Origin of the sequence: Desulfosarcina sp., from assembly GCF_041551955.1 — a bacterium.
GTDB lineage: Bacteria > Desulfobacterota > Desulfobacteria > Desulfobacterales > Desulfosarcinaceae > Desulfosarcina.
Map to the genome: position 1 here is coordinate 1 of NZ_JBFELV010000016.1, position 21,412 is coordinate 21,412.

The following is a 21,412-nucleotide window of genomic DNA, read 5'->3' on the forward strand; positions in this document are numbered from 1 at the left end:
GCCGTACGCGTGGATCGAACCATGCCCGATGGTGCGGGTGCGGTGCCGTTAGCTTCCGGGCTGATGGAGAAACGCTGGGCCCAGTCCCTGATGATTGCCGGTGGAACGGCAGCGGTGGTCGTCGGTGCGGATCTGCTTGTGGATGCGGCGGTGAGCGTCATGTCCGCGCTAGGCGTCAACGAAAAGTTTGTGGGGCTCACCGTGGTGGCGTTGGGCACCTCGGTGCCGGAACTGGCCACTTCCGTTGTGGCGGCCTTGAAAAAGGAGATGGACATCTCCTTAGGCAACCTGGTGGGCAGCAACGTGTTCAACCTCCTCAGTGTCGTTGGCGCCACGGCCATGGTCAAACCCATTGCCATATCCGGCGGTTTCATCGGCAGCGGGCTGGTGGTGGACTACCTGGTGATGATCGTCATCAGTGCACTGCCCTGGGTGCTGATGAAACGGGACTTGACAATTACCCGCAAAAAAGGTCTGATCCTGCTTGGATGCTACGTGGCCTATGTGTCTTTCCTGATTATAAAATCCTGAATCCAAGGCGTTCGATGATATCCATAGCCATACCTGATGCACCATCCCCCCTGGTCCTGGTCGTGGATGACGATGACGATATCCGTGATATCCTCTCATACGGCATCGAGGCCTCCGGGTGTCGATGCCTCACCGCCGAGAGTGCAGAGGCGGCCTTGAGGACTTTAAACTCGGAACCCGTGGAGGTGGTCATTTCCGATGTCCAGATGATGGGCATGAGTGGCCTCGACCTGTGCCGCCAGATCAAAGACCACTATGAAGCCGATGTGATCATCATCACCGGCCTGGTAAATAATTTTGCCTATGAGGAGATCATCGCCCAGGGCGCCAGCGACTTTATCGAAAAGCCCATCCGGCTGGCAGAGATCGTGGCCCGCCTCAAGCGGGTGCTGTTTGAACGCCAGACCCGGGAAAAGCTCAAACAGACCGCAGAGGAGCTGCGAAGCAACGCGGTTCACTTCCAGAAAGCCATGGAGGGGTCGGTACAGGCCATCGCACTGGCCGTTGAGATGCGCGATCCGTATACATCGGGCCACCAGAACCGGGTGGCCGATCTGGCCTGCGCCATAGGCCGGGAGATGGGACTATCAACGGATCGGATATATGGCCTGCAGATGGCCAGCGTTATCCACGACCTGGGGAAACTCACCATCCCCGGGGAGATCCTCTGCAAACCGGGAAGGCTCAGCGGCCCCGAGTACGCAATGATCAGGACCCATGTGCAGTCTGGATACGATATCCTGAAAAAAATCGATTTTCCGTGGCCGCTGGCGGATATTGTCCTCCAGCACCACGAACGGATGGACGGTTCGGGCTATCCCAACGGTCTATCCGGGGAAGCGATTATGCTCGAGGCCAGGATCCTCAGCGTTTCGGATGTCTTCGAAACTATCGGGTCCCACCGGCCCTACCGTCCTTCTTTGGGGTTGAAAAAAGCCATGGGGGAACTCACCGGCAACAGCGGTACCCTATACGATTCCCAGGTGGTTTCCGCCTGCCTGGACCTGGTGGAGGGCGAACGCTTTCATTTCAGGAGCGCCAAGTCAGGTTCGGTGTTTGTCACCACGCAGATGCAGTCACTTTGAATATCTGCACCTGGAGATCCTGTTCTTTCCCTTTTTTTTACTCTGAAACAGGCATTGATCTGCTGCAATCAGGAGTTGTTTCTTGTTCCGAGCGTCATCGGGGAACGTCGCCAGTCCAAAGGAGGCTGTGACCCTGAGGTTGATTTGTTCCCCCCGAAGGTAGGCGCTCGAGTTGATCCCCGTCTTTATCGCTTCCACCTTGGCAAGGGCTTCCCCACCGCCCTGATCTGGAAGGATGACGACATATTCGTCGCCACCGTACCGAACGATACGATCCTCCGGGCTAAGATGCAAATGCACAACCTCTGCGACTTCCTTCAACACCTTCGCACCCAGCAAATGTCCGTGCTGGTCCACAACCTCCTTGAAGTTATCCATATCAAAGAAGACCAGGGTCAATTTGTCTTTTGGAGTAGATTCAGGACTCAAGCACCGGTCTAAATACTGGTGCAGAAAGCGCGTGTTTTGAAATCCCGTGACGTCGTCGGTAACGCTTAGTTCCTGTAACAACAGATTCGTTTTTTCAAGCTTGTCCTGGTAGTCTTTCAGCCGCCGTTGGTTTTGTTCCTGCAGGCCGATCAACCTGCGAAGCTCCATCTGTGCCATGGCCTGCCGGGATAAGGCGCGCAGGGCGTTGAGCTGCGAATCGGTGAGTTCGCGTTGGATTTGATCGATTACGCACAGCGTGCCCAACGCTTCACCCGTTGGCGTGATCAGAGGGGCACCGGCATAGAAGCGTATCCCCGGGTCCTTCTTGACAAGCGGATTGTCCGCGAACCGTTCGTCGGCATGGACGTCGCTGACGACGGTAATATCGGGTTGAAGAATGGCATGGGCACAGAACGCGACGTCCCGCGCGGTCTCTGAAATCGCGAGACCCACCTTGGACTTGAACCACTGCCGGGTGCTGTCGATCAAAGACATAGCGGCCATGGGTGTGCCGCAAATCTCGGAAGCCAACAAGGCGATGTCATCGTAGGAGTCTTCCGGCAACGTGTCCAGTATCCGATAGTCAAGCAGTGCTTTGAGACGAGCAGCTTCGTTGTCTGGTAATTCCGCTTTCATGGTAAGAACCTTTGAGGCGACCTAATGGGGGCCCTATTTGATATGGGTACACCCAAACCATCTTGCTATCGCCAGTCGGTGAAACTGTTTCAACATATACAAGAAATTTTGGGTTTTTGAAACGCCTTTCAAGACAAACTCAATGACCCCACGCTTGTCGCTGATGGTGGTGGCGCTCTTTCATCCATGCCGTTTCATGATCGTTTTATGGGTATGTTCAAATTCAGTGCTCTATATTCGGTCATCCGACCGCTGTATTCTGATATCCTCGTGGAAACATAAGAATCAGAGGCACGGTGACGAGAGGGATGAAGGAGATGGCCCACAGCACAGTGGCTACCGAATAGAGATCGGCCAGCCGACCGACCACCGGCGCCACCGCCCCGCCCAGGCCATAGGCCAGTCCCATCATCAGGCTGGAGACCATGGACCGCCCGCCCGGCGCCAACTCTTGGGCGAGTGTCACCCCTAAGGGCAGGGTGGCCAGCACGAAAAAGCCTGCCACCAATACCCCGCCGTAGATCCATGAACCCGACAAGGAAAGCATGGTCAGCAGGGCCGGTGTCATCAGCAGGTGGGAAACCAGGAAGATCGGCCTGGCACCCGCCCGGTCGGCCAGATATCCGGCCATCAGGCCGCTGGCCGTTCCAGCCAGGGTGAACAGGGTAATCATGAGGCCGCCGGAAATCAGGGAGTATCCCCGGCTCACTAATAGGACAGGCATGAAGGTCATGAACGACTGGCCGACCACCGCCCGCAGCACCATCACCAGCCAGATCAGAAATATGGATTTCCACACGGTGCCGAACTGTTTCTTCAGCGTGCCCATCAATCCCAAAGCCGCCATGCCTTCGCTTTTGGGGGAGGGTACCGCCACCCACAGGTAGGCCATTACCGCCAACCCGATGGCCATGGTGAGCGGCATGGCGTCCAGGCCCCAGGCCGCCACGACGGCGGTAATGAAAAAGGGGCCCACAGCGAAAGCCAGCGTGCCGCCGGTGTTGAACACGGACATGGAAAATCCTTTGCGATTTCCGGAATAGAGCGGAATCATGCCGGCCACGGAGGGGTGAAACAGCGAGGACCCCACGGACCCCAAAGCGATGAACAGCATCAGCATCCCGAAGCTGCCGGCGATTCCGGAAAGGGGAATGAATACCACCGCCATGAGCAGGCCGCCCAGGATGATGGCGCGGCCTTGGTAACGGTCCGCCAGGTAACCGGCCACCGGCTGGACGATGAAAGATAGAAACCGGTTGACGCCGGCGATGAGCCCCACCTGGGCCAGGGTCAGATTCAGTTTGGCCATGAAAGCGGGAAACAGGGGCGTGGTGAAGGCGCTGTAGAAATCGCCGGTGAAGTGGACCAGGGTCAGGGCGAAAAGGACTTTCAGATTGTTGTGATTGTTGGGTTTCATGGGGTCGATGGGTTCCGTTGGTTGATCAGTTTGGACATGTTTTTTAGACCGGCAGCCGTCTGGGCCCGCTCTATAAAAGCCGGCATCGTAGGCAACCTCGCCGCCCTGGTCAAGCATCAATTGTTTTTAAGTTCAACCGCCTCAATCCTCCACGATCCCCCGCGCTCATTGAAAACTAACCCGGTGCTAACACGTTCCTAACAATCGGCGCCTAAATTGCGCACGATAGCAATCGCAACCGTTCTAGTAAATATGGGTGGCCTAACCGAATGCGAACCCAATGCTGAGATTAATCATGCATCCACTTCATCTGCTAATTCTCCTGCTGTTGCTCTCCTCCGTGGGATACTACATCGGCCGCAAAAAGGCCTTTGCCGTTGCCGGAGGCACTAAGGGCCTGCATCGACTGCACTCCAGGCCGGTGTACTATGGATCACTGACAGCGATGTGGTGCGGCATCCCGTCCGTCGTGGTGTATACTGCCTGGTTGGCTTTCGAACCGTCGATTATTACCGGGTTGGTGCTCAACGGCCTTCCGGAAGCAATTCGATCACTGCCAGACGGCCGGTTGAACCTGCTTCTGAACGACATTCGCAACCTGGTGGACGGAAACATCGTTTCCGCGGCATTCGATCCGCTGATACGGCAGGCCGCTGACCGGTATTCCCACTTGAAACAGATTTCGTTCACCAGCCTTGCCATCGCGTCTATTTCACTGAGCCTGTTGGCCTTGATTTTCATTCGATCCAGGATCAAACCACGCCTGCGCGCACGCAATCAGGTCGAGCGCATCGTGCGCTATTTGCTGGTTGCCTGTTCCATGATCGCCATATTGACCACCATCGGCATCGTCCTGTCGGTGTTGTATGAAGCCATCCGCTTTTTTCAAACCGTGCCGGTGACCGATTTTCTTTTCGGGTTGAAATGGAGCCCGCAGATGGCCATTCGCGCCGACCAGGTCGGTTCTTCAGGCGCATTCGGGGCAATTCCGGTGCTCGCCGGCACGGTGATGATATCCCTGATTTCCATGGCGGTAGCGGCCCCCATCGGCCTGATGTCCGCCATATACCTGTCTGAATACGCCAACCGGCGCCTCCGAGACATGGTCAAGCCGGTCATGGAAATTCTCGCCGGTATTCCAACCGTGGTTTATGGCTTCTTCGCCGCCCTGACCGTGGCGCCCTTCTTCCGCGACACCGGTGATCTTTTCGGTCTGGCGATTTCTTCGGAAAGCGCCATGGCCGCCGGTCTGGTCATGGGTGTGATGATCATTCCCTTCGTCTCCTCCCTTTCCGACGATGTGATCAATGCGGTCCCCCAGTCTCTCAGGGACGGCGCTCTGGCGCTTGGGGCCACACGATCCGAAACCGTGCGGCAGGTGGTCATTCCGGCTGCTTTTCCCGGGATCGTCGGCAGCCTGTTGCTGGCCGTGTCGAGAGCCATCGGCGAGACCATGATCGTTGTGATGGCCGCCGGGTTGTCGGCCAACCTGACGGCCAACCCATTTCAGGCGGTCACCACGGTGACGGTTCAAATCGTGACCCTGCTGGTGGGCGATCAGGAGTTCGACAGCCCGAAGACCCTGGCGGCCTTTGCCCTGGGGTTGCTGCTGTTTCTGATTACCCTGGCGCTGAACGTCCTTGCCCTGGTTGTGGTCCGTAAATATCGGGAGCAATATGAATAGAATGCCTCAGCCAATCGTATCTTCCGTCGGCTCGGCCCAAAGCCGGACCATCGACATCGTCAACCGCGGTCTGAAACGTCGCTACCGGGCCGAACGCCGGTTCAAGTTATACGGCATCACCGCGATCGTTCTCAGTCTTGTATTTCTCGCGCTGCTGTTCACCACCATTGTGGGCAACGGCTACAGTGCCTTTCATCAGACGGAAATCAAACTCGATGTCTATTTCGACCCGGCGGAATTTAAAGACCGGCTGGCCGCCGACGCCAACTATCTGGCCATCGTCAAGGACTCATTGCGCGAACTGTTTCCAGACGTCTCGGGGCGACGGGACACACGTTCCCTGAATGGACTGGTGAGCACCGGGGCGGCTTTCCTGGTGCGCGACATGCTGCTGAAGGATCGCGGCCTGATCGGCAAGCGCATCCCGGTTTGGGTGCCCGCCGATGATGACGTGGACATGCTCGTCAAAGGGCACATTGATCGTCGCCAGCCGGAGAGTGATCGCCGCTTGAAGGACAAGCAATTAGCCTGGATCGATCAGCTCACTGCGGACGGCCGGGTGCGCAAGGCCTTCAATTTCAGCTTTTTCAACAATGGGGATTCCCGTGAACCCGAACTGGCGGGAATCCTCGGGGCCCTGATGGGCAGCTTCTACACCCTGGTGGTTACCTTGCTGCTCTCTTTTCCCACTGGCGTGGCCGCCGCCGTTTACCTGGAGGAGTTCGCCCCCAAGAACCGATGGACCGACCTCATCGAGGTCAACATCAACAACCTGGCTGCCGTCCCGTCGATCGTCTTCGGACTGCTTGGCCTGGCCGTTTTCCTCAATTTTTTCGGCTTGCCGCGTTCGGCACCCCTCGTCGGGGGGCTGGTGCTGTCCCTGATGACTCTGCCGACCATTATTATCGCCAGCCGGGCTTCGCTCCAATCGGTTCCGCCCTCCATCCGCGAAGCGGCATTGGGGGTCGGTGCCTCCAAGAATCAAATGGTGTTTCATCACGTTTTTCCGCTGGCGCTTCCGGGTATGCTGACCGGCACGATCATCGGGATGGCACGGGCGCTGGGAGAGTCCGCCCCGCTGCTGATGATCGGCATGGTGGCCTTCATCGTCGACATCCCGGGAGGACTCACCGACCCGTCTACGGTGCTGCCGGTGCAGATCTACTTGTGGGCCGACAGCCCCGAACGAGCTTTTGTCGAGCGCACCTCTGCAGCCACCATGGTGCTGTTGGCCTTTTTGATCACCATGAATGCACTGGCCGTTGTACTTCGTAAACGTTTCGAGAAGCGGTGGTGATCCCAAAATATTTGACAAACAGTTAAACCCAACGTTGTTGAAGTGGCGCCTCTATCGTTGTGGGCAGCGACTGCCTGACCTGGCAAAAAAGATTTGAAATTAAGGGGAAAAGGAGAAGTTGATGAAAAAGGTATTGACCATCTTGAGTGCAGCGGCATGGTTGATCAGCGTGAACGCCATTGACGCGTTGTCGGCACGGGACTACATCAGCATTGTGGGGTCATCGACCGTGTACCCCTTCGCCACCGTGATAGCCGAACAATTCGGCAAAACCACCAAGTTCAAGACGCCGACCATCGAATCGACCGGTTCCGGCGGTGGGCTCAAGCTCTTCTGCGCCGGCGTGGGCGTCGAACACCCGGACATCACCAACGCTTCGCGTGCGATCAAATCTTCCGAGTGCAAAACCTGTTTCGAGAATGGCGTGAAGGAGATTATCGAGGTCAAGGTCGGCTACGACGGCATCGTCGTGGCCAACGCCAAATCGGCGCCGGTGATGAAGCTGACACGCAAGGATCTGTTCCTGGCCCTGGCCAAGGATGTGCCGGATCCCAAAGGTGGCGAAAACCTGATCCCCAACCCCTACCAGACCTGGAAGGATGTCAACTCGTCCCTGCCCGACCAGAAAATTACGGTGTTGGGGCCACCGCCGACCTCCGGCACCCGCGACGCGTTCGTGGAACTGGCCATGGAGGCCGGTGCCAAGGAATTCGGCTTCATTAAAGCCATGAAAAAATCGGATAAAAAAGGATATAAGGACGTCTGCCACACCGTACGGGAAGACGGCGCCTATGTGGAAGCCGGCGAGAACGACAACTTGATCGTTCAGAAGCTGGAGAAGGACCCCAACGCGCTGGGTATATTCGGGTTCAGCTTTTTGGATCAGAATGCCGATAAAATCAGGGGCTCGTTTGTGGATGGCGTGGAACCCACGTTTGACAATATTGCCGATGGTCAATACCCTGTCTCCAGGCCGTTGTTCTTCTACGTCAAGAAGGCCCACATCGGTGCGATTCCGGGCATCCAGGAGTACCTCAACGCCTTCAGCACCGAAAAAGCCTGGGGACCGGACGGGTACCTTTCCGAAAAGGGCCTGATCCCCATGCCCGAAACGGAACGTATGAAGTATGCCAAGGACATTAAAACGTTGACCCCGATGGAGTGCAAGTAAGGCAAGACGGCGGGCGGAGCGGATGGTTTAGCCGCCCGCCCGCCGGTTCCATCGAACCTATAGCTTGCCAGCTTCTGATAAAATTTACTTTAGACGTTAACCCCACGCTGTCGATTTAACCACAAGCGATCCCGCGGAATCCATGGAGCCGTTCGCAGGTGACAGCAGACAGGAAAGCAATGAGCGATTCGGATAAATTCGATCCGACGAATCCCAACACCCGGCAAACCGTCGGCAATCCCCTCAGCCAAAATCCGCGCATGACCTGCCGCGACGTCGATGTCTTTTATGCGGACAAACAGGCCATATTCAATGTCTCCCTGGACATCGGCAAAAATGAAGTCATCGCCCTGATCGGCCCCTCGGGGTGCGGCAAATCCACTTTTCTGCGCTGCCTGAATCGCATGAACGACACCATCGACATCTGCCGGGTGAGCGGTGAGATCAAGCTGGATGATATGGACATCTACGATCCGGCGATCGATGTGGTGCCCTTGAGAGCCCAGGTGGGAATGGTCTTCCAGAAACCCAATCCCTTCCCCAAGTCGATCTACGACAATATCGCCTACGGCCCCAAGATTCACGGCATTGCCACCAACCGCACCGACACCGATGAAATCGTCGAAATGTCCCTGCGCAAAGCCGGCCTGTGGGATGAGGTCAAAGACCGGCTGGATCAGCCTGGCACCGGCCTTTCCGGCGGCCAACAGCAGCGGCTGTGCATTGCTCGGACCATTGCGGTGAATCCTGAGGTCATTTTGATGGACGAGCCCTGTTCCGCCTTGGATCCCATTGCAACGTCGATCATTGAGGATCTGATCCACGAGTTGAGGACCCAGTATACCATAGCCATCGTCACTCATTCGATGCAGCAGGCCTCGCGAGTCAGTCAGCGCACCGCCTATTTTCACCTCGGCCTCCTTATCGAAGTGGGTCCCACGGATCAGGTTTTCACTCGACCGCTTCACAAATTGACCCAGGATTACATTACCGGCCGATTTGGTTGATTGAGCGGCGATCCGACAGAAACGCCCGGCGCATCGTGCGTTTATATCAACGATTAACATGGGAGAACACTGACGGTGAAGCACTTTCGGAGAGGACTCGATAAAGTCAAGAAAATGATCCTGAGCCTGGGCGCCCTTGTGGAACAGCGGGTGCACCGTATCAGGACGGCCGTCGAGGAACGGGACGTGACCCTGGCAAAAGAGATCTGGCATCTCGACCACGAGATCGATGAAATGGAGGTGGAGATCGAGGAGGAGTGCCTCAAGATCATCGCCCTGCACCAGCCGGTGGCTTCAGACCTTCGTTTCCTGATTGCCGTGATCAAGATCAACAATGAACTCGAGCGCATCGGAGACCAGGTGGTCAATATCGCCCAACGCGTGGAGCGGATTGCCAAGCGCCCGGTTGCCCCCTATCATTTCGACTATTCGGTGATGGCCGAAAAGGCTGAAACCATGCTGCGTATGAGCCTGGACAGCCTGGTCAATCAGGATCTCGATATGGCCCTCAAGGTGCTCACCCTGGATGACGAGGTGGACGCGATCAAGGATGAGGCGTATGATCGCATCAAGCAGGCCATGGCCGACGGTGTGACGGAAGATATCGGCTACATGATCAACCTGTTGCTTATTTCCCGGCACATCGAGCGACTGGCCGACCACGCCACCAACATCGCCGAAGAGGTGGTCTACATGATTGAAGGTGAAATCGTCCGTCATGGCATGGTAGAATAAAACCGGAGAACGGACGGCCGGGAAAGGATGATCGAAAAGCGGACCGGTCGACACCCTGAGGTTGGAAAAAAATGACAAAAGAGAAAATACTGGTGGTGGATGACGAAGAGGATATTCTCGAACTGGTCCGCTACAACCTGATCCGCGAGGGGTATACGGTGGCCTGTGCTGCCGCGGGTGAAGAAGCCCTCAAATCGGCCGCCTCGGACCCGGTCGACCTGATCGTTCTGGATTTGATGCTGCCGGGCATCGATGGCCTGGAAGTGGCCCGTCGGCTCAAGCTAAACCCCGGAACCAAGGACACACCCATCGTCATGCTTTCTGCCAAGGGTGAGGAGGCGGACATCGTCACCGGCCTGGAGCTGGGTGCCGATGACTACGTGACCAAACCCTTCTCCCCCCGTATCCTCGTCGCCCGCATCAAAGCGGTCATCCGTCGCAGGAGCGGGGCCGTAGCGCAGGAGAGCAACATTCTGAACGTCCGCGAGCTGGTCATTCACCGGGGTCGCCGCCACGTGACTGCCGGTGGCCGCTCGCTGGAATTGACTTACACGGAGTTTCAGGTGCTCTACTTTCTGGCCCGTCGCCCGGGCTGGGTGTTTACCCGTTCCCAGATCGTGGATGCCGTGCGCGGCGATGACTACCCGGTCACCGACCGCAGCGTGGATGTACAGATCGTAGGCCTTAGAAAAAAGCTCGGGCGGCTGGGAACATATATCGAGACTGTCCGCGGTGTCGGCTACCGCTTCATAGAAAACTGATCCAGCCAAACCCGCCTGTCCGCGGAGAAAGACCGCTCGGCTGCGTCGGGTGACGATTGATACCGATGAAAAAAAAGAAGCACCTGATGTATAAGCTGTTTCCGTCTTATTTGCTGATCACCCTGGCTTCGCTGCTGGCGGTCAGCTGGTATGCCTTGAGCTTTACCCGCCAGTTTTTCCTGGAGCGCACCCAGGCCGACCTGGAAGTCAGCGGGATGCTCCTTCGAGCGCAGGTGGTCCGCCTGCTCTTTCCGCTCGACGAAAGGGCGGTAGACTCGCTTTGCAAGGATGCCGCCGGCCGGACCGACACGCGGGTAACCGTGGTGCTGCCCGACGGCCGGGTGGTCGGCGATTCTGAAGAAGCGCCGGCCAACATGGACAATCACCGGGACCGGGACGAGATCCGCGATGCGTATCAGGGCAAGATCGGCATGAGCATTCGCTACAGCGACACCATATCCCAGACCATGATGTATGTGGCCCTTCCCCTCTACACGAATCAGCAGTTGGCCGGCGTGTTGCGGATGTCCCTGGCCTTGACCGCCATCGACGATCGCATCGGCACCATCCGTTGGCGCATTGCCGCCGGTGTGCTGTTGGTGGCCCTGCTGGCGTCGGGCGTTAGCTGGCTGGTTTCCCGGCGGATCATCCAGCCGCTGGAAAAGATGCGCGACGGCGCGCGGCGGTTTGCCGACGGAGACCTTTTCCACCGCCTGCCCCTGTCCGACATCCGCGAGTTCTCAGGGCTGGCGGAGACCATGAACCATATGGCCCAACAGCTTCAGCAGCGGATCGATGAGACCAACAGCCAGCGGAGCAAAACCCAGGCGGTGTTGTCCAGCATGCGCGAGGGGGTCATCGCCACGGACCTGGAGCAGCGGGTGATCAACATCAACCCGACCGCTGCAAACATGTTCGGGACCCCCATGGCATCGGCATACGGTCGCAGCGTTTTGGAAATCGTCCGCAACCACGAGTTCCAAGAACTGATGGACCGCAGCCTTTCCACCGGGGAGAGCGTGGCGTCGGATATCGTTTATCACCAAAATGGCGAGCAGATCTTCAATATTCATTGCACGCCCCTGCTGGATGCCGCGCAAAAGTGCATGGGCGGGCTGGCCGTGATCAGCGATGTGACCCAGCTGCGGCGGTTGGAGAACATGCGCCGTGATTTCGCCGCCTCTGTTTCCCACGAGATCAAGACACCGTTGACCGCCATCAAAGGCTTTGTGGAAACCCTGTACAGCATCGACTTGGATGATCGGGAAGAGAACCGGCGGTTTCTGAAGATTATCGAAAAACATCTCAACCGCCTGGCCGCCATCATCGATGACCTGATGCAACTTTCACGGATCGAAGATGACCGTGAAGTTCAGCAGATCGGCAAGGAGATTTGCCGCCTTCAGGATGTGCTTGCCACCGCCGTCGGGCTTTGCCGGCAAGTCGTCGACGAAAAGGGGCTCGCAGTACGGCTGACCTGCGAGCCGGATCTCAGCGGCCGTTTCGACGCGACCCTGCTGGAACAGGCTGCCGTTAACCTGCTGGACAATGCCGCGAAATACAGCCCTGAGAAAAGCACCATCCTGATTGAGGCGATGACGGTGAACGGGGAGATCCAGATCCGCTTCAAGGATCAGGGCGTGGGCATCGCCAAAAAACACCTCCCCCGTCTGTTCGAACGGTTCTACCGGGTGGACAAGGCGCGCAGCCGCAAGCTCGGCGGAACCGGCCTGGGCCTGGCCATCGTCAAGCACATCGCCCAGGCCCACGGCGGCAGGGTGACCGTGGAGAGCGAACTGGGAAAGGGCAGCACGTTCACCGTGCATCTGCCGGTAAAGCAGCTATCGTAATCATTTTCGGAGCATAAATGTTTCATGCTCTATCGAGGTCGTCAAATTTTTCTGTAGGCCCCACGAAAAGCTCGATATGATTGATATGATCTCAATTTATCACGCTTTGACAGGATTTATTTCTCAATCTATTGGTAATCAGTCAGAAGTCGAGATACGCCATTGAAAGCACAACCTCAATGGGAACAAATCGTCCTCCACCTTGATACAGGTAAACAACAAAAACCCATTTATAAAATCGCTAATCTTTTACCGGTAGCACGTGAATCGCCTTGATGATCAACTCAATTTCGTCTCCGGGTTTGATTCGGAGGTGCTCGACAGATTCGGTGGATAGAACTGAGGCCATCTCATGCGGGATAGTGATGTCGAATTTGACGAGTGACATAATATCACCGCTTTTAACGCTTTTCACTTTGGCTCGGATTCGATTGCGAGCTCCATATTTCATTGGCTTCCTCCTTTGGTTGGGTCACGATTAATCACAAATTAATCACCTTGTCGGCCAGTTGCATGGCAGTGACGATGTCCAGCATGTTGGTCGTCACACCGACCTGCTTTCTCTCTAATAGACCAAAGTGGGTCAGACAAGTCCCGCATACCAGGATCGTCAGTCCGGCTTTTTCAAGTTCTCGCAAGTCTTCGAGTGCATCAGAATGGTCGATCGTCAATTTCACGCCGTTGTTAACGAACACCAACCGCCACAGCTCGCTGCCCATTTCCTTCAGCGTGTGCAGGAAATTGATCATCAGTTTGAGGCCCAATACATCGTCGCCGGTACCCATGCGGTCAGTGGCACACATGACCATGATTTTCTTTGAACCGGCCTCCAACTCGGAGGAAGCAACGGGTGGGTTTCCAGATGCAGGACTGCGCTTTCCGATGACGGCGTAATTCTCACCCTCTTTTTCAAGGGTTGTCTGAAATCCCTGAAACTCCAAAAACCGTTGAACGTTTTGCTGAGCGGCTGCATTGTCCACCACCACCTTTAGGTGGTTGGGTGCTTCCGCTTCAAGCATGGCCCTGGTCTGGAGCACGGGCGCCGGACAGGAGAGTCCGCGGGCATCGATTTCTTGCATGGGAAAACCTCCTGAGCAATTACCCTTCAAGGTTGATTTCTTTAGGCCTTGTCGCTAGTGGGGCCCCTGTTTTCCAACCAGCGCTGACATTCATCCTGGGGATCGAAAAAGGGAATAAAAGACTTTCCACCCACGCTGGAGGGTGATCAGGCGAAACCCGCAGCCCAGACCCTATTTGCACCCGTTTTGGAGCCTCCAATTCAACCCCAAAACAGACGCACCAGGCGCAACAGGGCGCCACCGACGACAGACTGTCGTTTGTTGAGAAATGCGTGGTTGACCCGGTCGACCAATTCGGGTCGTTTCTCCAGAACCAGCCGTGCCGCCATCTCCGCTGCCTGGGCCGTCAGCCCGGAACACTGCTGGAAATGGGCTTTCTTGTCGTTCCTGACCTTTTTGGAAAGCACCCGGCAGCATGTGGCGCCGTTGGCCGCCTTGAAGGCGTCGTGCAACTGGCGAGAAACCTCCCGCATTGCTTTACACTGGCAATGGGGATGCTGCTGCCCTAACAGCAGTCCCGATGATAGCACTGCCCCGCTGAGCGCACCGCACAGGCACCCGCTTTCACCCATGGCTGCAGAAAACGGAGCCGCCATAGCCGTTGCCTGGGCATCGCTCAATCCTCCGCGCAGTCCATGATTCATGGCCGAGACCACCGCCTCAGTGCAAAGCAATTGTCTGGTTTCATAGAGGTTGCGGGCGCGATCCCTGATACGACCGATCAGCGCTTCAGCTGAAGCATTAAAATTTTCTTTTGGAGTATCCAATTGAGATTCGCTCAATATGTAAATAACTGAGTGGATGACCGAAAATGGTGGCTGGTGATTCAGATATGGGCCGCAAGATCCTGTTTCCGAAATGACATCACTCGACCTTTTCCAACGGATATTTTGCCCCTTTCCAGGCAAATACACCGCCCGAATAGCGATAGACATTTTTGTAGCCCAGCTTAACCGCCCATGCGGCACCGTTGTGGCTGCGGGTGCATTTGACGAAACCGCAATAGATGACGATGGCCTTTACTTTGTCGGTGCCCAGCATCCGGATAAAATCCTCTTGGGTCTTGCCGTCGGTCTCCTTAGTGTCCCACACGCTCATATCCGGGATGGGAAATAGAAACTGAACCGCCCCCGGTAGATGCATCTTTTTGTAGCTGTCCGCATAGGGCATGGTATCTATGATCACCATTTCCTTGCCGCTGTCGATCCATCTTTTAAGCTCTTCCGTGGTAACCAGATCGTAGCCGCCCCGTTGGACCTCTCTTACCAGCTTTACCGCACCGGTTTCTTTTTCGACTTCCTTTTCGAATTTGTCATCGAACAGGGCCATCGCGGGACAGGACAGGCCAAAAATCATCAAACTTACCATGGTCAGTTTCAACGTCCAATTACCCATACGCATCATTCGTTCTCCTCTTGTTTAATATTCATCGATAATTTTCTGATCGACACGCGTTAACCCTTTATCCGCCGACGGAATCGTTTTCCTTGGCTGCGCACAGCGGTATCGACGCCATCCATATAGAAAAATGACTGCCGCCAGCATGACCATATCCCGGTATAGGGCCAGCCGGAGTCCATGGAATGCCTCGGCTTCCGGCTCCTCAGATCCGAAACAGCCACAGTCCACATCCAGCCCCATCCGGATGCCGTAACCCAGGATCGCAATAAACAGCAGCAGCAAACCGGCAATCACGGTCAGACTGCCCCGGATGTCTAAAAGCAGCCCGACACCGGCAACGACCTCCAAGGCAGGCAGAATTAAGGCCACGGGCATGAGCAGCATATCGGGAACGAGCCCGTATGCCTCGATGAGAACGGCAAAGATTTGGGGTGCCAGGAGTTTGGCGGCACCGGAATAGATAAAAATTCCGCCAAGCTCCCAACGTACGATCTGGTATACCCAGCTGCTCAAACGCATGATCTGATTTCTGCCAAACATCAACTAAACAGCCTTTTGGTGATTGTGAATTGATAGTGGGTCAGCGAATCGAGTCGATTCCCGGCTTTCCGAAAATGGCAGCCATCGTAACGATCGTTTTGAAATCAAATCATTAGCCCACAACAGCTATTCGCAGCGCCGGAACCGTGGCTAGGTCGGATTAACTAAATTGACTAAATAAATAAGTCAAAATGTTAATACCTATACGAACACCCTGAAACATAGATTTTTTATATTTGGAGGATCAGGGCCGGAATTAAGCATTTATGCGCCGTCAATTATCAGAACCTGTTGGTTTTCCAGATTGTTGCCAACCGGCTATTCAAATAATGAAAAAAAACTAATTGGCGCTGCCCCATCAACATCAGTCTCCGATAATGGGCTAAGTGGTTGATCATGATCCCTTTTGCCAAGAAAATGATGGCCAATATGATCGCCACCGAATCCCTGGCAGGCGGGACGACTTCTGCATGAACTGACTCAAGACATTTCGGCCGGCGTTTTTGGCTGAGGCTGGGCTTTTGATGCGAGAAGATTCCTTGATAGGGCAGGGTGCAGGATGGAATCCCGGATCATAAAAATTCATCTCACTGAAAAAACACAACTCTCCCTAAACCTTTTCTTAACGCCACTTATTGGTCGCCTGATAACAGCCTGATTACTGAATACTATAATAGCGGTTGGATTATAGGATATCATGAACACCTAATCAGCGAGCCCTTGTCATTTCCTGTCCATCTGATGTAGAAAGAGAAACGGTTTGCTTCGTATAGTCGATTCATTCCAGTCACCCCATTTTCAGGAGCGAAGGCATGATACCAGCGGATTTATTTCCCCCACGCATTCAACTGGCCAACACCCCCACTCCCCTGCAGAAAATGGAGCGGCTCAGTCGAAAAGCTGGGGTGGAGATCTTTTTCAAGCGAGACGACTATACCGGCAGCGAATTGTCCGGCAACAAGATCCGCAAACTGGAATTTCTGTTGGCCGATGCCCTTGCCAAGGGGGCCGATACAGTGATCACCTGCGGCGGTGCCCAGTCCAACCACTGCCGCGCCACGGCCCTGGCGGCGGTGCGGTGCGGCCTCTCCTCCCGGCTGATTTTACGCACCGTCGATCCGGCCAAGCCACCACCACTATCCGGCAACATCCTGCTGGATTGCCTGGCGGGATCTGAAATTGTCTGGGTTACGCCGGAGCAGTATCGGGCGCGCGACGAGATATTCGAACGGGAGGCCCAACGATTGCGCAGCCAGGGGCGCAAGCCCTTCATCATCCCTGAAGGCGGATCGTCGGCTTTGGGTGCCTGGGGCTATGTGGCCGGAATGGACGAACTGGTAGCGGACCTCACGCGTCTGGATGACGGCCAGGTGAAGCCCACCACCGTGATCTGTGCCGCCGGTTCCGGCGGCACCACCGCTGGTCTGGCCTTGGGTGCCTTGCTGTCGGGCGCTCCTATTCGGGTGGTGGGGGTCAACGTCTGTGACGACCGGGACTACTTCGTGGCCATCATCGACAGCATCTGTCGTCAATTCAACGAAACTTGGCCGTCGGTGCTCGCTGGCGGGATACCAGCCTATGATATCATAGACGGTTATGTGGGGCGGGGGTACGCGCTGTCACGCCCCGAAGAACTGGCCATGCTCCGGGACCTGGTCCGGTTGGAGGGCGTGGTGCTGGATCCGGTTTATACCGGTAAGGCCTATTTCGGTATGACTGCTGAGCTCTCCGTCAATCCGCAGGTTTTCGGTGAGCGCATCGTTTTTGTTCACACGGGCGGGCAGTTCGGTCTTTTTCCCGTTGCGGACCAGTTTGCCATGCTTGTCTAAGCCGTATCATCCCTTGAAGATATCAACTGTCAGACTCCGGGGTTTGTCGGACGGCGACGTCCTGGGCCGGGGGCTGGTCCACCTGGAAAGGGATGTTGGCCGTGCCGACATGCCCCTTTTCGTCGAGAACATAGACGTACAGGCGGTATTCACCATTTCTTTCCGGTGCCATCAGGTTCAGCTCCGGAAGGCGCCCATCCACGATATTGCCCAGCGCACCGGGTCTGGGCTCGAACGACCCGCCGACACCAAGAACGGTGGGCTCCTCCATCAACTCCCAGACATAACGCAACCCGTCGTTTTCGGGGTCGGCGGCTGCCACCTGGGCCACAAAGGGTTCCCCCGGGGTCAGCCTCACGCCGCCGGCGGCCACAAAGCCGTTGATGGTCATTCCATCCACCTTGGGTGCCTGGTTGGCCGGCCAATTACCCGACCAGTTGAAGTGCATCGCATCCACGGTTGGGCACGACGCTTTCGGCAGATCGATTCCGGGAACATTTTCGATGAACATGCTGTACCAAGTGGGGGTTCGTTCCTGTTTCTGGCCCCAGACAAAGACATAGGAACCTAGACATCTATCCCGGTTGGCCAGGATATTTTGCCCGTACCGCTGAAGGTGGAAATCGGCCTTTTGGGCGCTGGTGGGTTCGATGGGACGTCCCCAGTCGGTTCGATCGGCTTCCCAGTGGCCGTCGACACCCCATTCGGTGATGATGTAAGGGCCTTCATAAGTGGTGGCTTCGATCATCTCCCGAACGCTGGACAGGGCGCCATAGGCGTTGATGCCCACGGCGTCAAGGTCCGGGGCAAATTGGGCGATGTTGTTCAGCGTGCTGGCACTATAGGTGATTACGGAGACCACTGGATGGTGCGGGTCCTTGCTTTTGATCAGGCGTGCCATTTCATTGACGAACTGCCAGGCTTCCGGCGTGTTGGCTCCCCTCAGGTTGATTTCGTTGCCCAGCGCCCACATCAACAGCGCCGGATGATCCTTGTACCGGTCCAGGCTCTGTTGAATCTCAGCTCTTATCAGTGATTTGTAGTCCGGGTCGAGATAATCGGCGCGATCATGGGACAGCCATGTGCCTAGCATGACGGTCATCCCGCAACCCATGGCGCGATCCAGCAGATCGCCGGCATTTCGGGATGACCATGTGCGCACGGAGTTGGCGCCGGCCTCGGCCGCCATGTCCAGGTGCCGTCGTCCGCCGACGCCTTTGATGAAATAGGGCTCGCCGCCGCGGTATAGCTGGCAGCTGCCGCCCTGAAGGTCAATCGTGACGGGAATCGGTGCAGTCGTGGTCAAAGGGGTTTCCGCGTCGATGTGGATGGGCATGGCTGGTGGCGGATCGTTTAACCCACCCGTCTCCGAAGCGAAACATGGGGTGACGATTCCAACGGTGATAAAAGTGGCCATACCAACTATCCGACCGATGCGATGATGGATTCCGCTCAGATGCTTGACGATCGCCATCGAAAATTCCTCCAGTTCGGTTTCACTCCGAATCATCAGGGACATCCGTTTGCCCGGCCTGTCGTTATACCGGCGCGAACGGCCCTTCGTGGTCTATATCGTCCGTTTGCCGCGAAACTTTAGTACACCAGCGTAACATTTAGGTTATAAAATTTGACCAGCTTGATTCCTTTCTTCCGTGCGACTTTTAGGCGGCCAAATTCCGGTGCAGGTGATATTGAACAATTTCCATCGCCCCTTGAAGGCTAAGAAATCTCAAGGGAAGTAATATCGATAGTATTTTGCGAGCCATGGGAACCGTCAGCAACGGCGTTTTTTATAAAACGCAATTTCATTCGAAGCATAAAGTGCAGTGCCAAAAACACATAGGTCATATGCCGATGCCATGCGGGCCAGGAACGGTGTTCATAGCAATCCATGCCGACCTGACTTTTGCCTTCCTGAAAGCACTTCTCGATCGGCCAGCGCATGGTGGAGGCCTTAACCAGCTCGAAAAGAGAGATTTTGTTGGGTGCATTGGAGATGGCGTATTGGATCCCTCCTTCGGTGTCCTTTCGAAAAAAGAGCCATTGCCGATTGCCTATCGGCAATCCGTCGCGAGACAAATAGACGCGAATGCAGGCCACTTTTGCGATGATCGGCCCCTTGGCACCCTCGGCAACAACCACCGGCTTGAAGGACAAACGGCCAGACGTGGCGATTTCCGATACGCGTTTCGGCTTGGGTTGCCCGGGCAATATTTGGGTTTGGCTGGGACGACGGCCACGGCCCTTATAGGGCGGCAGACCGATCCTTGGCTTTTTGGTAAAAACCTGGGTATCGGACTTGATGGCGGCAAAGTAAGAGAGATCCCTGGGCAGGGCGTCTAAAAAATCGACATCGCCGCCAAAAGCCACATCGGCGCCAAACCACTTGGCCGGGAAACAACCGGTTGCCCTGACTTCATCGATTAATTTAAGGGCGATCTGCTGTTTGGTCTTAAAAACCAGATCGTCGGGAACCCGGTTAAACCTGCGCCTCTCTTCCTGCTCTTTGGAAAACCAGCTTTTGGGCATATACAACCGGCAGTTGAGCAGACCGTACCCCTTATCGCTGGAATAGCCGACAAAGACACCGGCCTGGCAGTTTTCAACCTTTCCGACGGCGTCGCAATACTGTCGGGCCACGCCGACCGATTCCTTGCCCTTTTTGACAAAATCACCGGAATCGACGGTGATCATCCCATCGGGAGCTGCGATCAGCGGCGCCAGCATGTTCTGATGGATCCGCTGCATGGACATATGATCCCAACGAAAGTTCTTCATGAACATCTGCATGGAACGGACCGATTTTTTGTCGAGGAACTCAAGCGCGATCGGTTCCACGGATTTGGCCTCGGCATGGCTCATGAGCCCGGCTAAATAGGCCAATCCCAGACGGTGATGTTCGATGCGGCCATAAGCGTCATGAAAGCATCGATGAAAGCTGACCAGCTCATTGGCCATCGTCTTGATATCGTCCTGATCGAGACCCAAATCGGCGGTCAGTTGCGGATGCCATCGGCAGTGTTCTAAATGCATGACCAGCTTCTCCACTTTGGTTTGAGTTGGTGGAGGGCGATCAATAATAGGGGCAGGCTGTTGTCGGCAATCGATCACGCGTCTGAAGTCAGGGTCTAAAACATAAAGGTAAATCTCCTTTGGGTTGCCATGATAGCGGTATCCCTTGCCTTGTTTCGTACTGCCGTGAGTATGTCCAATATGCTGCCAGTTAGACGCTTTATAGCAGGTGCCTTTAAAGTAACGGCCATCGATGAAAGTCTCCAGCAGCAGGAGTTGATGGTTGAAATGGTGCAGCCAATCCGCGGACAACCGTGCAATATTCCGGGCCATCACATGCGAGGCCAGATTGGGGATCTGAACCCAGGGCATGATCAAAAAACGGCTGTTGGCGGCGAACTGATGCAGATGGCGCTTGCGTTGCCTCGATGACCAACCGACAAAACGATCTCTTGCGGCCAGTTTCAGTGCCGGAGCGCTCCACGATAGGGCCGCTACCGGTCGATCTTTAAAAAAAGCAAGGTACTTGAGTCGATGTCCCAGAAGTCGTTGATAACCCAGGTAATGATGCCGGCTGATCCATTGATCCCATAAAGGCTCCCATTTTGACCCACTGATCGGTGCGACGGTAGCCGGACAATAATCGCTTAGCACACCGGCAATCGCATCTGTGTTGACGACAGCTGGAACCTGCGGCAAAATAGCACTTGGTTTTTGGGATGGTTGCATAGTAGACATGGTGTTGTCGTTGACAGGGCGCAGGCCTGCGGCAACGGTAAAAGCCCTTTTCAAATCGACGGATGCACAACGCGCAAAGCCGAAACCCCGATCAATCGCCTTGTTATCCGGAAGCATACACACCTTTTAATTAACTGTCTACAAAATATTTCGCTGTAGTGCTAGGAATCTGCGGTGTTGACAGAAGGTATGGTTTTCGGTTTGCTTAGG

General features: G+C 55.7%; 19 protein-coding genes. 10 read left to right on the forward strand and 9 right to left on the reverse strand.

The window, feature by feature from the left end:
* The coding region (locus ABYV26_RS02425; RefSeq protein ID WP_372677824.1) for a sodium:calcium antiporter at positions 1-531 on the forward strand (531 nt) is incomplete at its 5' end.
* A 14-nt stretch (positions 532-545) separates the two neighbouring features.
* Entirely contained in the window at positions 546-1,616 is a 1,071-nt protein-coding gene (locus tag ABYV26_RS02430; protein ID WP_372677825.1) for an HD domain-containing phosphohydrolase, read from the forward strand.
* Here the strand turns inward: ABYV26_RS02430 and ABYV26_RS02435 are convergent.
* Together ABYV26_RS02435 and ABYV26_RS02440 are read right to left on the reverse strand one after the other, a co-directional pair.
* Complete coding sequence (locus ABYV26_RS02435; protein ID WP_372677827.1) at positions 1,608-2,681, reverse strand: diguanylate cyclase; 1,074 nt, start codon at positions 2,679-2,681, stop codon at positions 1,608-1,610. The genes ABYV26_RS02430 and ABYV26_RS02435 overlap by 9 nt on opposite strands.
* A 241-nt stretch (positions 2,682-2,922) precedes the next feature.
* On the reverse strand, positions 2,923-4,098 hold the full coding sequence (locus ABYV26_RS02440) for an MFS transporter (RefSeq protein WP_372677829.1): 1,176 nt from the start codon (positions 4,096-4,098) through the stop codon (positions 2,923-2,925).
* Between the two features lie 295 nt (positions 4,099-4,393).
* Here ABYV26_RS02440 and pstC point away from each other — a divergent pair, with 295 nt between their 5' ends.
* The 7 genes from pstC to ABYV26_RS02475 all read left to right on the forward strand — a co-directional run bounded on the left by pstC (position 4,394) and on the right by ABYV26_RS02475 (position 12,603).
* Complete coding sequence (gene pstC, locus ABYV26_RS02445) at positions 4,394-5,782, forward strand: phosphate ABC transporter permease subunit PstC (protein ID WP_372677831.1); 1,389 nt, start codon at positions 4,394-4,396, stop codon at positions 5,780-5,782.
* 1 nt (position 5,783) lies between these two features.
* Positions 5,784-7,079, forward strand: a complete 1,296-nt coding sequence (gene pstA, locus ABYV26_RS02450; protein ID WP_372677833.1) for a phosphate ABC transporter permease PstA — start codon at positions 5,784-5,786, stop codon at positions 7,077-7,079.
* Between the two features lie 121 nt (positions 7,080-7,200).
* The gene (locus ABYV26_RS02455; RefSeq protein ID WP_372677835.1) at positions 7,201-8,250 is read left to right on the forward strand and encodes a PstS family phosphate ABC transporter substrate-binding protein; all 1,050 of its coding nucleotides are present in this window, start codon (positions 7,201-7,203) and stop codon (positions 8,248-8,250) included.
* Between the two features lie 260 nt (positions 8,251-8,510).
* A complete protein-coding gene (pstB, locus tag ABYV26_RS02460; RefSeq protein WP_372677866.1) occupies positions 8,511-9,257 on the forward strand; it encodes a phosphate ABC transporter ATP-binding protein PstB in 747 nt (248 codons plus the stop codon).
* A gap of 75 nt (positions 9,258-9,332) precedes the next feature.
* Complete coding sequence (gene phoU, locus ABYV26_RS02465; protein WP_372677837.1) at positions 9,333-9,992, forward strand: phosphate signaling complex protein PhoU; 660 nt, start codon at positions 9,333-9,335, stop codon at positions 9,990-9,992.
* A 71-nt stretch (positions 9,993-10,063) separates the two neighbouring features.
* Entirely contained in the window at positions 10,064-10,753 is a 690-nt protein-coding gene (locus ABYV26_RS02470) for a response regulator (protein ID WP_372677839.1), read from the forward strand.
* A gap of 65 nt (positions 10,754-10,818) precedes the next feature.
* A complete protein-coding gene (locus ABYV26_RS02475) occupies positions 10,819-12,603 on the forward strand; it encodes an ATP-binding protein (protein WP_372677841.1) in 1,785 nt (594 codons plus the stop codon).
* Between the two features lie 241 nt (positions 12,604-12,844).
* Here ABYV26_RS02475 and ABYV26_RS02480 read toward each other — a convergent pair whose 3' ends face one another.
* From ABYV26_RS02480 to ABYV26_RS02500, 5 genes are all read right to left on the reverse strand, one after another.
* Positions 12,845-13,054 (reverse strand): molybdopterin-binding protein, encoded by a 210-nt coding sequence (locus tag ABYV26_RS02480; RefSeq protein WP_372677843.1) that lies wholly within the window; start codon positions 13,052-13,054, stop codon positions 12,845-12,847.
* Between the two features lie 31 nt (positions 13,055-13,085).
* The gene (yedF, locus tag ABYV26_RS02485) at positions 13,086-13,682 is read right to left on the reverse strand and encodes a sulfurtransferase-like selenium metabolism protein YedF (protein WP_372677845.1); all 597 of its coding nucleotides are present in this window, start codon (positions 13,680-13,682) and stop codon (positions 13,086-13,088) included.
* Between the two features lie 200 nt (positions 13,683-13,882).
* A complete protein-coding gene (locus tag ABYV26_RS02490; RefSeq protein WP_372677847.1) occupies positions 13,883-14,617 on the reverse strand; it encodes a C-GCAxxG-C-C family protein in 735 nt (244 codons plus the stop codon).
* Positions 14,547-15,086 (reverse strand): rhodanese-like domain-containing protein, encoded by a 540-nt coding sequence (locus ABYV26_RS02495; protein WP_372677848.1) that lies wholly within the window; start codon positions 15,084-15,086, stop codon positions 14,547-14,549. The genes ABYV26_RS02490 and ABYV26_RS02495 overlap by 71 nt, the downstream gene beginning before the upstream one ends.
* A 15-nt stretch (positions 15,087-15,101) precedes the next feature.
* The gene (locus ABYV26_RS02500) at positions 15,102-15,623 is read right to left on the reverse strand and encodes a MauE/DoxX family redox-associated membrane protein (RefSeq protein ID WP_372677849.1); all 522 of its coding nucleotides are present in this window, start codon (positions 15,621-15,623) and stop codon (positions 15,102-15,104) included.
* Positions 15,624-16,435: 812 nt separating this feature from the next.
* Between ABYV26_RS02500 and ABYV26_RS02505 the strand changes: the two genes are divergently transcribed.
* Positions 16,436-17,452 (forward strand): D-cysteine desulfhydrase family protein, encoded by a 1,017-nt coding sequence (locus ABYV26_RS02505; protein WP_372677850.1) that lies wholly within the window; start codon positions 16,436-16,438, stop codon positions 17,450-17,452.
* Between the two features lie 22 nt (positions 17,453-17,474).
* Here ABYV26_RS02505 and ABYV26_RS02510 read toward each other — a convergent pair whose 3' ends face one another.
* Positions 17,475-18,962 carry a glycoside hydrolase family 2 TIM barrel-domain containing protein gene (locus ABYV26_RS02510; RefSeq protein WP_372677852.1) on the reverse strand — a complete coding sequence of 496 codons (1,488 nt, stop codon included), beginning with the start codon at positions 18,960-18,962 and terminating at the stop codon, positions 17,475-17,477.
* A gap of 209 nt (positions 18,963-19,171) precedes the next feature.
* Positions 19,172-21,163, reverse strand: coding sequence for an IS701 family transposase (locus ABYV26_RS02515; protein WP_372677854.1), 1,992 nt, complete (start codon positions 21,161-21,163; stop codon positions 19,172-19,174).
* Between the last annotated feature and the right edge of the window lie 249 nt (positions 21,164-21,412).